This is a genomic window from Devosia limi DSM 17137, from assembly GCF_900128975.1.
GTDB lineage: Bacteria > Pseudomonadota > Alphaproteobacteria > Rhizobiales > Devosiaceae > Devosia > Devosia limi.
Genome location: NZ_FQVC01000019.1, coordinates 46,088 through 57,401 on the forward strand (window position 1 = coordinate 46,088; position 11,314 = coordinate 57,401).

The 11,314-nt window shown below is 63.0% G+C and carries 8 protein-coding genes; 6 read left to right on the forward strand and 2 right to left on the reverse strand.

Features of this window, described 5'->3' with window-relative positions; translation table 11 throughout:
- The first annotated feature begins 154 nt into the window (after positions 1–154).
- The 6 genes from prfA (at position 155) to BUA69_RS19915 (ending at position 8,408) form a co-directional block, all read left to right on the forward strand.
- Complete coding sequence (gene prfA, locus BUA69_RS19890) at positions 155–1,231, forward strand: peptide chain release factor 1 (protein WP_046135713.1); 1,077 nt, start codon at positions 155–157, stop codon at positions 1,229–1,231.
- Positions 1,232–1,254: 23 nt separating this feature from the next.
- On the forward strand, positions 1,255–2,088 hold the full coding sequence (prmC, locus tag BUA69_RS19895; RefSeq protein WP_280136812.1) for a peptide chain release factor N(5)-glutamine methyltransferase: 834 nt from the start codon (positions 1,255–1,257) through the stop codon (positions 2,086–2,088).
- Between the two features lie 354 nt (positions 2,089–2,442).
- On the forward strand, positions 2,443–3,066 hold the full coding sequence (locus tag BUA69_RS19900) for a DUF4167 domain-containing protein (RefSeq protein WP_046135711.1): 624 nt from the start codon (positions 2,443–2,445) through the stop codon (positions 3,064–3,066).
- Positions 3,067–3,572: 506 nt separating this feature from the next.
- Positions 3,573–6,188 carry an ATP-dependent chaperone ClpB gene (gene clpB, locus BUA69_RS19905; RefSeq protein WP_046135710.1) on the forward strand — a complete coding sequence of 872 codons (2,616 nt, stop codon included), beginning with the start codon at positions 3,573–3,575 and terminating at the stop codon, positions 6,186–6,188.
- A gap of 98 nt (positions 6,189–6,286) precedes the next feature.
- On the forward strand, positions 6,287–6,625 hold the full coding sequence (locus BUA69_RS19910; protein ID WP_046135709.1) for a VOC family protein: 339 nt from the start codon (positions 6,287–6,289) through the stop codon (positions 6,623–6,625).
- A 283-nt stretch (positions 6,626–6,908) separates the two neighbouring features.
- Positions 6,909–8,408 carry an MFS transporter gene (locus BUA69_RS19915; RefSeq protein ID WP_046135708.1) on the forward strand — a complete coding sequence of 500 codons (1,500 nt, stop codon included), beginning with the start codon at positions 6,909–6,911 and terminating at the stop codon, positions 8,406–8,408.
- Here BUA69_RS19915 and BUA69_RS19920 read toward each other — a convergent pair.
- Complete coding sequence (locus BUA69_RS19920) at positions 8,405–10,402, reverse strand: M23 family metallopeptidase (RefSeq protein ID WP_143154602.1); 1,998 nt, start codon at positions 10,400–10,402, stop codon at positions 8,405–8,407. The two genes, BUA69_RS19915 and BUA69_RS19920, sit on opposite strands and share 4 nt — an antisense overlap.
- A gap of 703 nt (positions 10,403–11,105) precedes the next feature.
- Positions 11,106–11,314, reverse strand: a 209-nt coding sequence (locus BUA69_RS21200; protein WP_210186604.1) for a hypothetical protein, incomplete at its 5' end; no start/stop codon positions are given.

Consider the following 11,314-nt stretch of genomic DNA (forward strand, 5'->3'; position numbering starts at 1 on the left):
GGTGTGGCGCCGCAGGTATTAAACGCACCAAGTCATCCCGGCGAAGGCCGGGATCCATGTTGTGAACCATCCGCATCATCCAGAGCCGGGACTATCCCGCGCATGGATTCCGGCCTCCGCCGGAATGACCCGGTGGTTTGTTTAGGACGTTCGAATGGCATCTCTTCCCCAGGACAAGCTCGACGCTCTGGAAACGCGCTTTCAGTATGTCGAGGCTGCGCTTTCGGGCGGGGCCGGGCCCGATGAATTCGTCAAGCTCAGCAAGGAACATGCCGAGCTGGCGCCGATCGTGGGCGAGATCATCGCCTACAAGAAGGCGCTGAAGGACCTGGCGGAGGCCGAGGCGCTGCTGAAATCGGGCGACAAGGACATGGCCGAAATGGCCGAGGCCGAAATCGCCGAGCTCGAAACCAGGATCGAGCAGCTGCATGGCGCCATCCGCATCCTGCTGCTGCCCAAGGACGAGGCCGACGAAAAGTCGATCATCCTCGAAATTCGCGGTGGTACCGGCGGGGACGAAGCGGCTCTGTTCGCGGGCGACCTGTTCCGCATGTATGAGCGCTATGCCGTCGGCCATGGCTGGAAAGTCACGGTGATGGAGGAGAGCCCCGGCGAAGCCGGTGGGTTCAAGGAAATCATCGCCAATGTCTCGGGCAAGGGCGTCTATGCCCGGATGAAATTCGAGAGCGGCGTGCACCGCGTGCAGCGGGTGCCGGCGACGGAAGGTTCGGGCCGTATCCACACTTCGGCGGCGACGGTGGCGGTGCTGCCCGAAGTCGAGGATATCGACATCGAAATCCGCAACGAGGATATCCGCATCGATACGATGCGCGCCTCGGGGGCCGGCGGCCAGCACGTCAACACCACCGACTCGGCAGTGCGTATTACCCATATCCCTTCGGGGCTGGTGGTCACATCGGCGATGAAGAGCCAGCACCAGAACCGGGCGCAGGCGATGATCGTGCTGCGCTCGCGGCTTTATGAAATGCAGCGCGAAGAGCGCGACAGCGCCCGCTCGGCCGAGCGCAAGGGGCAGGTTGGCTCGGGTGACCGGTCCGAACGCATCCGCACCTATAATTTCCCGCAGGGCCGGGTGACCGATCACCGCATCAACCTGACGCTCTACAAGCTCGACAAGGTGATGACGGGCGAAGCGCTGGACGAATTGATCGAGGCGCTGATCACCGAGCACCAGGCCGGCCAGCTGGCCGATCTGGAGAATGCGAACTGAGCACCGCCCCGACTATTGGCGGCCTGTGGCGGCAATGGCGCGATGTGCTGAGCCGGCTGGGCTTTGCCAATGCGGCCCTCGACGCCAAGTGGCTGGCGGCGGCCGCGCTGGGCCTTTCCAATCTGGAAATGGTGACCCGCGAAACCGAGCCTGTCGATGACGCCGCGGCGCTGCGGCTGGCCGAGATGGTGCAGCGGCGCATGGGTGGGGAATCGGTTGGCCGGATCATCGGCGAGCGTGAATTCTACGGGCTGCCGTTCCGGCTCAATGCCGCAACCCTGGAGCCGCGACCCGATACCGAACTGCTTGTCGATCTGGCGCTCAAGGCCATTGGCCCGGGCCAGCGCATGCTGGATCTGGGCACCGGCACCGGCTGCATTCCCATCGCCATCCTTGCCAATGAGCCTGATGTGAGCGCCTTGGCGGTCGATCTCAGCGGCGAAGCGCTGGTAGCGGCGCGGGAAAACGCTGTGCGCAATGGTGTGGCCGAACGGCTGCAATTGCTGGAGGGCAGCTGGTTCGAGCCGCTGGTGGAGGGCGAGCGGTTTGATCTCATCGTGTCCAATCCCCCCTATATCGAAAGCGCGGTGATCGAGACGCTGGCCCCCGAAGTGCGGGTGCATGATCCGCGCCTGGCGCTGGATGGCGGGCCCGATGGGCTGGCGCCCTATCGCAGCATTGCCGCCGAGGCTGGGCGCTGGCTGAAACCGGGCGGGCAATTGATGGTGGAGATCGGCCATGACCAGGGCGCGAGCGTCAGTAAGGTATTGGCGGCTGCCGGCTTGGCCGGGATCACGGTGCATTGCGACCTGGCAGGGCTTGACCGTGTGGTTTGTGCGCACCATATTGCAGCTTAGCCGCTGCACGGCCTTGTGAGCCGCGCATTTTATGCTTGGAAAGATGCGGCGAACCATATAGCTTTGACCTTGCTGTCAACGGCGCATCATGAGCGCCACGGTGATGGCCACCCGTTCATCGGTATATCTGCATTGGTAGAGCTGCGAAGCGCAGCGCGGTTCCGAAAAATCCGGACGATGCATGATGATGACGGAATATGTGGCCCTGCTGCTCGACGGTTTCAGGTCTTCATGAAGCCAGACTTATAACCTGTGCAAGGACCGGAAGGTCCGCCGGGAACTTGGCCAGACCTGGCAGATGCCGGTCCGCCAGTAGTGAGACGCTTAACTTTTAGAGTTAGATAAAGCGACCAGATGAGACCCAATCAGCAGAATAACAACAACAATAACAACAAGAACCGTTCGCGCGGTCGCAATGGTGGGCGCAAGCATGTGAACCCGCTGTCGCGCAGCTTCGAGAGCAACGGCCCCGATGTGAAGGTGCGCGGCAACGCCGCCCATATCGCGGAGAAGTATCTCCAGCTGGCCCGCGACGCCCAGTCGAGCGGCGATTCGGTGATGGCGGAGAACTATCTCCAGCACGCCGAGCATTATTTCCGTATCGTCAGCGCGGCCCAGCAACAGAGCGGCCAGCGTCCGGACCAATTCGGCCAGGATGATGATTTCGACGATGATATGCCCGAGATGAATTCGCGCTTTTCATCGCACCAGCCCCAGCAGCAACAGCAGGCCGAAGCCGAAGAGCAGCCGGAGGCCCAGCAGGCCGCCGCCGCGGCTCCCGTCCAGCAGGCCAGTGAAGATGCGCCTCCGGCGCAGCAGCAGGCCGAAGGCGAGCGCAAGCCACGCGAACGCCGTCCGCGCCGTCGTCGCCCGGTGGGCGAGGCCGGCACTGGCGATCCAGCCAATGCCCCGCAGCCCGAAGTCGGCGAATTGCCGGCTTTCATCACTGCCGGCGGCACGACGACGCCAGCCGAGTAGGCGCTGACAATTTTGAGATTGAAGAGGCCGGGCACATTGCCCGGCCTTTTTGTTTCTGCGGGTGGGGGTGAGGCTTGGGTGGCTGAGGTCAGTGCTTCGCGGCGTGTCTCAAATCATCACCGGGCTGCCCACGGACTTGCCCCGTGGGTCACTCTCAACGCGGCCCAAGCGGGGAATGGTCCCCGGGTCAAGCCCGAGGACAGCGCGGTGGGGGGGAGGTGCGTGGGTGAGGCAAGGGCAGTGAGGGAGGAAACTGGATCCCGGCATTCGCCGGGATGACGCCGGCGGGCGTTGGTGGGGTGTGCATCGCTCTAGCACCTGACGCGTTATCCCAAAGGGGATACAGTCGCCTCTATCGCCATGGCGGCTCTTTTCGTTTTCAAACCCCTTCCTATATCTGGGGGGATGAAACAGCGCCGCCTGGCGGGCGTTTCATCGACGACGCTTCCGCCGTCTGATCGGTGCCTTTTGCTGGGCCGGTTGACGGGCGAGAAAAGGAGAGTTGAATGAACATCGAAAAATATACCGAGCGGGCCCGTGGGTTTATCCAGAGCGCGCAGACTGCGGCACTGGGCAAGGGACATCAGCAATTTGCGCCGATCCATCTGCTCAAGGTGCTGCTTGATGACGACCAGGGCATGGCCAATGGCCTGATCGAACGTGCCGGGGGCGACCCCAAGGCTGTGCGTGCCGGGGTCGAAGCAGCGCTCAACAAAATTCCATCGGTATCGGGGGACGGCTCGCAGCTCTATCTGAGCCGTGAACTGGCACGGGTGTTTGAAACGGCGGAAAGCGCCGCGCAAAAGGCCGGCGACTCGTTCGTGACGGTCGAGCGGCTGCTGCTGGCGCTGGTGGTGGAAAAAGACACCGATGCCGGCAAGATCCTGGCATCGGCCGGGGTGACTCCGCAGGGGCTCAATACCGCTATCGAAGCGATCCGCAAGGGCCGCACCGCCGACAGCGCCTCGGCCGAAAACGCCTATGATGCGCTCAAGAAATATGCGCGCGACCTGACCGCCGATGTGCGCGAAGGCCGGCTCGACCCGGTGATTGGCCGCGACGAGGAAATTCGCCGCACCATTCAGGTGCTCAGCCGCCGCACCAAGAACAACCCGGTGCTGATCGGTGAGCCCGGCGTCGGCAAGACCGCCATCGCCGAAGGCCTGGCCATCCGCATCGTCAATGGCGACGTGCCGGAGAGCCTCAAGGGCAAGAGCCTGCTGTCGCTCGACATGGGCGCGTTGATCGCCGGCGCGAAATATCGCGGCGAGTTCGAGGAGCGGCTGAAAGCGGTGCTCAATGAAGTGACCTCGTCGGACGGACAGATCATCCTGTTCATCGACGAAATGCACACGCTGGTCGGGGCCGGTAAGGCAGATGGGGCAATGGACGCCTCCAATCTGCTCAAGCCCGCCTTGGCGCGCGGTGAATTGCACTGTGTAGGCGCAACGACGCTGGAAGAATACCGCAAGCATGTCGAAAAGGACGCTGCCCTGGCGCGCCGGTTCCAGCCGGTCTTTGTCGACGAGCCAAGCGTGGAAGACACCATCTCGATCCTGCGCGGGCTCAAGGAAAAGTACGAGCTGCATCACGGTATCCGGATTTCGGATTCGGCACTGGTGAGCGCAGCGACGCTGAGCAACCGCTATATCACCGACCGCTTCCTGCCCGACAAGGCCATCGACCTGATGGACGAGGCGGCGGCGCGTCTGCGCATGGCTGTCGACAGCAAGCCCGAGGCGCTGGACGAACTCGACCGGCGTATCATGCAGCTCAAGATCGAGCGCGAAGCGCTGCGCAAGGAAGACGATGACGGCTCCAAGACCCGGCTGGGCCGGCTGGAGAGCGAACTCGCCGATCTGGAAGAGCAGGCGCAGAGCCTGTCGACCAAGTGGCATGCCGAAAAGGAACGCATCCAGGGCAGCCAGAAGATCAAGGAAGAACTCGACGCGGCGCGCAGCCAGCTCGAGATCGCCCAGCGCAGTGGCGACCTCGCGAAAGCGGGCGAGCTGGCCTATGGCGTGATCCCGGAACTGGAAAAGCGCATCAAACTGGCTGAAGATCCCAATGGCGACGGCAAGATCGATCCGCTGATGGCTGAAGAGGTGGTGACGCCCAGTCATATTGCCCAGGTCGTTTCCCGCTGGACCGGCATTCCGGTCGACCGGATGCTGGAAGGCGAGCGCGAAAAGCTGCTGCATATGGAGCAGTCGCTGGGGGCCCGCGTGATCGGGCAGGCCGAAGCCGTTGCCGCGGTGGCCAAGGCGGTGCGGCGTTCGCGCGCCGGACTGCAGGATCCAAACCGGCCGATTGGCTCGTTCATGTTCCTGGGGCCAACGGGCGTCGGCAAGACCGAACTGACCAAGTCGCTGGCCCAGTTCCTGTTCGATGACGAGACCGCCATGGTGCGGCTCGACATGAGCGAGTTCATGGAAAAGCACTCGGTTGCCCGCATGATCGGCGCGCCTCCGGGTTATGTCGGTTACGACGAAGGCGGGGTTTTGACCGAAGCCGTGCGGCGCCGGCCCTATCAGGTCGTTCTGTTCGACGAGATCGAAAAGGCGCATCCGGATGTGTTCAACATCCTGCTGCAGGTGCTCGACGACGGACGGCTGACCGATGGCCAGGGCCGGACGGTGGATTTCCGCAATACGGTGATCATCCTGACCTCCAATCTGGGCTCGGAATATCTGGTTGACCTCAAGGACGGCGAGTCGGTCGAACTGGTGCGCGGCAAGGTGCTGGACATGGTCAAATCCGCGTTCCGCCCCGAATTCCTCAACCGGATCGACGAGATCCTGCTGTTCCACCGGCTGGGCCGCGAACATATGGGCGCTATTGTCGATATCCAGTTCGGACGGCTGCAGAGCCTGCTGCGCGATCGTGAGATCGTGCTGGAGCTGACGCCCAAGGCGCGGGAATGGCTGGCCGGTGAAGGCTATGATCCCGCCTATGGGGCCCGCCCGCTGAAGCGGGTGATCCAGCGTTCGGTCCAGGATGGACTGGCCGAGGAGATTCTCGCTGGCCGGATCAGCGATGGTGACCGCGTGCTCGTCGATGCTGACGACAACGGTATTGTGCTCCTGCCCGGCGGCTCCGCCGCGGCAAACGCCGCCGCTTAACCAAAACTGTGAAAGGCCGGTCGCGAGACCGGCCTTTTGATTTGCACAGACGGCCGCAGCTTGTTAGAACGTAACAAGAACAAATATCTGAGGCCGTCATGAGCGACAAGATCGACTACATCGAATTTCCCAGCAGCGACCGGGCTGGCACCAGCGCCTTCTTCCAGGCGGCATTTGGCTGGGGCGTGACCAGCTATGGGCCGGACTATGACGGTATCAATGATGCCGGGATCGATGGCGGTGTCGACCAGGCGCCCGAAAAGGTCGATGCCACGATGGCGATTGTGCGGACCGATGATCTTGATGCTGCCGAACGCCGGGTGACCGCTGCAGGCGGCGTCATTACCAAAGCGCAGTTCGATTTCGCGGGCGGACGGCGGTTTCACTTCCGCGAGCCGGGCGGCAATGAGCTGGCGGTTTGGGTGGCGCGGGACTAGGGGGGCTTTGCCGGTGGGCGAGATTTTTCGTTCAAGATCGGCGTTTGGCCCCACCCACTGAGTCATTCCCGCGCAGGCGGGAATGACCTGGTGGTTGAGGAAGAATCTCGTGGACGTAGAATGACCCAGTGGGCAGATGAGGTTCTGATGGGGCGAGCATTGCCGGGTGGCCACGATGTTCCGGCTTCCGGCTTGTGCTCACCGCAGCATTCTCGTCCCGCTTTCCGCGCTCCCGGAAACGCGCTAGCCTTTAGGTCCGCAGTTGATTGTGGGCGAGGCGCCAATGGTCGAAACCGCTGCTGTTTCCCAGGAACATCCCTATTCGCCGGTGGCGCGGCGCACTGTGCTGATCGCAGCGATCCTGGCGTCGAGCATGGGGTTTATCGATGGGTCGGTGATGTCGATTGCCATTCCGGCGATCCGGGCCGATCTCGGGGCGACGCTCGCCGACGCGCAGTGGATTTCCAATGGCTATATGCTGCTGCTGTCCTCGCTGATCCTGCTGGGTGGAGCGGCGGGCGACCGCTTCGGGCTGCGCAAGACGTTCGGGCTGGGCATTGTGGTGTTCGTCGCCGCCTCGATGGTCTGCGCCCTCGCGCCGACGCCGGCGGTGCTGATCGGCGCGCGGGTAGTGCAGGGGGCTGGCGCTGCCTTCATGGTGCCGGGCAGCCTGGCGATCATCGCCAAAGCCTATCCGCGCGACGAACGCGGCAAGGCGATTGGCATCTGGGCGGCGGCGTCGTCGCTGACCAGCATTGGCGGGCCAATCGTCGGCGGCCTGATTCTGACGCTGTTCGGCGACTGGAGCTGGCGGCTGGTCTTTGCCATCAATCTGCCGCTGGGTGGCATTGCGCTGGCGCTGCTGTGGTACAAAGTGCCTGCCGATCATGCCGAAGCCGGCCGCAAGCTCGATGCCATCGGCGCGGTCCTGGCGACGGCGGCGCTGATGCTGATCGCCTTCGGCCTGACCGGCAGCGACGGCGTGCCGCCGCTCTCGCATATGGCTGCCTATAGCGGCGCCGGACTGGTTGTCGCCATTGCCTTCATCGTCTGGGAGGCACAGACCCAAACGCCGATGCTGCCGCTGCGGCTGTTTTCACAGAAGGCATTTTCCGGCGCCAATGGGCTGACCTTCGCATTATATTTCGCACTGGCGGGCACCATGTTCTTCCTGCCGATGACGATGATCGGGGGGTGGGGTGTCACCCCGGCCGATGTGGCGCTGGCCATGCTGCCCATGGGTGTGCTGTTGACGGTGCTGTCGTCGTTCACTGGCGCGTTGGCAGATCGGTATGGTCCGGCGCCGCTGATTGCCGGCGGCTCGGTGATCGTGGCGCTGGCCTTTGCGGTGCTCGGACTGACGACGCCGCTGCATGACGTGTGGTTCGCCGTGCTGCCATCGATCGGACTTTTGGGTCTGGGCATGGGGCTGGTGGTGTCGCCGCTGTCGACAGCGGTGATGACTGCGGTCGACGATAGCGATACCGGCATTGCTTCGGGCGTCAATAATGCGGTGGCGCGGGTGGCAGCGCTGATGGCGGTGGCGCTGCTGGGGCTGGTGGTGGCGTCGGTGTTCGAGAGGGCGCTGGGCAGCGCCGCCGAATTGCCGATCTTTTTCGGGCTGGCAACCGAGGGGCTGGCGCCGGCTGAGGACGCTGCGCGCGTGGCGGCGACCGATGCGGCTTTTGCCGCCGTCGCCTATATTACAGCCGGGCTAAGCCTGGTTTCAGCGGTGATTGCGTGGCTAACACTGGAGCACAAGCGGCCGGCAGCGTCAGCCTAATTGGTGGCGGAGGTCGCGGGCGCGGTCGTGGTTGCCGCGGCCACGTTGACCGGTGCCGGATCGCGGGCCATCAGGTCGTTCATCTGGGCGATGGTGCGCTTGAACTCGGCTTCATACTGGGTCGGCATGGTGTTTTCGCGCGGCAGCTTGACGCTCAGGGGATCGACCAGATTGCCGTTGATCAGGATTTCGAAATGCAGGTGCGGGCCGGTCGAATAGCCGGTGGAGCCGACATAGCCGATGACCTGGCCCTGGCGGACGCGCACGCCCGGCTTCATGCCATCGGCAATGCGCGACATGTGGCCATAGGCGGTCTGATAGCCGTTGACGTGCTGCAGTTCGACCTTGTTGCCATAGCCCGATTGCCAGCCGGCCAGTTCGACGACGCCGTCGCCCGAGGCATAGATCGGGGTGCCGCTGCGCGCGGCGAGATCGACGCCGGTATGCAGCTTGCGGGTCTTGAAGATGGGATGGATGCGGTAGCCGAAGCGCGAGCGCAGCGTGCCGCCACCTTCGAGCGGCCGGCGGGTGAGGAAGCGTTTGCCGGTCTCGCCGCTCGGATCGTAGAAATCGATCACACCGTCCTTGGTGGCAAAGCGATAGAGCTGGCGGACCGTGCTGCCCAGGGTGAGCCCGACATAGAGCAGTTCGGCGCGGCCTTCGGCATCGGGCGCGGTCTTGAGGATTTCGATGGCGTCGCCGGCGCTGATCTTCTTGTTCATGTCGATATCATAGGCAAACATGCCGATGATGCGCTCGATGGTGGCGTCATCCAGATCGTGCTTGCGGCCGGTTTCCCAGATCGAGCGATAGACGGAGGGCAGGTTGGCGACGTTGACCTCTTCGGTGTCTTCCTCGGGAAACTCGATCTCGGCCGGGGCCAAGCCTAGCACATATTGGCCCTTGTCGGTCAAAGCCACCGTGGCGCGGTGCACATCGATATCGGCGCCGTCATCATGCAGGTAGATGCTCATGCGGTAGGGGATGAGCGTATTGGAATTGCGCGATGGCCCGAAGAGGATGCGCAGGCGGGCGCCGGCCGGCAGGTCGGTCGAGGGAAAGACGTTTTGCAGCGTGGCCTCGATGGCCACGATCATCGGATCGGTAAAGCCGTTCTTGCGCAGCACTTCGCTGAGCCGGCTGCGTTCCTTGATGGTCAGGATACGCTCGGTGCGACCCAGTCCGGCATCGGCGGCCTGGGTGGTCTTGGGCACCACGGTGACGTTCTCGGCAATGCCGCCGATCACATTGCCATCGGTGGCAAGGCCCAGATCGCGCACCGACGGCCCCAGCGAAGCATAGGCCAGGGTGGGCGCCTCGACGTCGGAATAGGCAGACTCGACGGTGCTGCGCACATATTCGGCGGCCGACTGGTCGGAAATGGCGCGCGGTGGCACAAAGGTCGTTGGCATGGCAGCGAGGCGTACGGCGACTTCGCCTTCGACTTCGGCGCCATAGATATCGGTATTGACCTCGAGGGCCGAGGCGCTGGACTCGAGCGGCTGGGTTGCCGCGAGAATGGCCACGGGGTCATAGGTGGGCACATCGTCCGACAGCGAGGTCGCGGCTGTGGCCAGCGTGGCGCGGATGCGCATGAAGGGCTGGTTGCGGATCATGTCGCGGCCATCGACGGTCTCGCGGATCGATGCCTCGATGATTTCGAGATCGGAGCGGGTCTGGGTGACCGGACGTATCCGGGAGGATTTGGCGGAGAGATCGGTCGGCGCCAGCGCCTCATGCGCCGGGCGGGCCAGTTGCAGCGCCTCATAGGCGGTCGAGAAGGTGTCCTGGCCCTGGAAGGAGACATAGAGAGCGGCGCCCATCAGCAGCACGCTGGTCAGCCCGGTCATCACCGTGCCGGTGAGCCAGGCAAAACTCAGCTCGCGCCCATGCGGGATTTCGCCATCCGTCGACTGCACGGTGAGGGCGGGGCTGTCTTCAAAGCCTGTCGCCTTCAAGAGTGCCGCGTGCCGGTTTCGCTGCGCTGCGTTCAACGCCCCATCCTTAGAATATCCATGCTATTTGCCGGTCACGAGGGCAGGCCCCGATCCGGCTTTGGCGCGACGCAATACCTGCGCACGCGCGGAGTCTATATCACTGGTGTCGTCTGATCAGCAAAAAATGCGGCGAAACTAGGCCTGTTTGCCCGATACGCCCTGGGAGTGAGCGGGCGCACAAGACCAAGTGGGCAGAAAAGCATTGGCATGCCCATAGAGGAAGCGCCGGGAAAAGCTGCGGCGGAACCGGAGTGGCGGTCCGAGGGTTGAATTCACCGTCCAAATAACCACATAGGGTCTCTGCAGGCGCAAACGCCTCTAATCTCTGGTGACTCAGTCGAGTTTTCCACCGGATGGCAATGCGCGGCCTGGCGAAAAGACAGTTTTGTCATGTTGGCGTGTTGACACTTGGGCGTGGGGCCCGTAGAACCCGGCTCATCGCTGCAGACCGCGGCGCCGGCAACGGCCCGAACGAGCAGCAAGACGCTGAATTTACTGACGATCTGGTAAGTTAGGCGGTTCGGATTTCACGATGACTTCGGTCAAAACTGAGAACTGAAATAGGGTGTTGACAGTCCTCTGTGACTGACCTACAACCCCGCAACGTTGACGACGTCGAGCACTTGCTGCTCCCACTGTTGACGGTTTTCTGAAAGGGCGGACGATCTGCCGGGCAACCGGAGGATGGGTTCTGTTTCCCTTAAGGAATTTGAAGGCCCTGGTGCCTTCGATGACGTCCTAGCCCTTTGGGCAGCGAGGTCAGGTCTTTGACATTGTGAAGATGGAAGAAAGAGAAACGTGGACGGCGAGTGTTCTTGCGGTTCGGCTCCTGGGCAACTGGGGGTTGAGCAAAAAGACAATCGATGGGTGCACGTTTTCTAAGAGAAAACATAACGCTTTCGCAGTCTT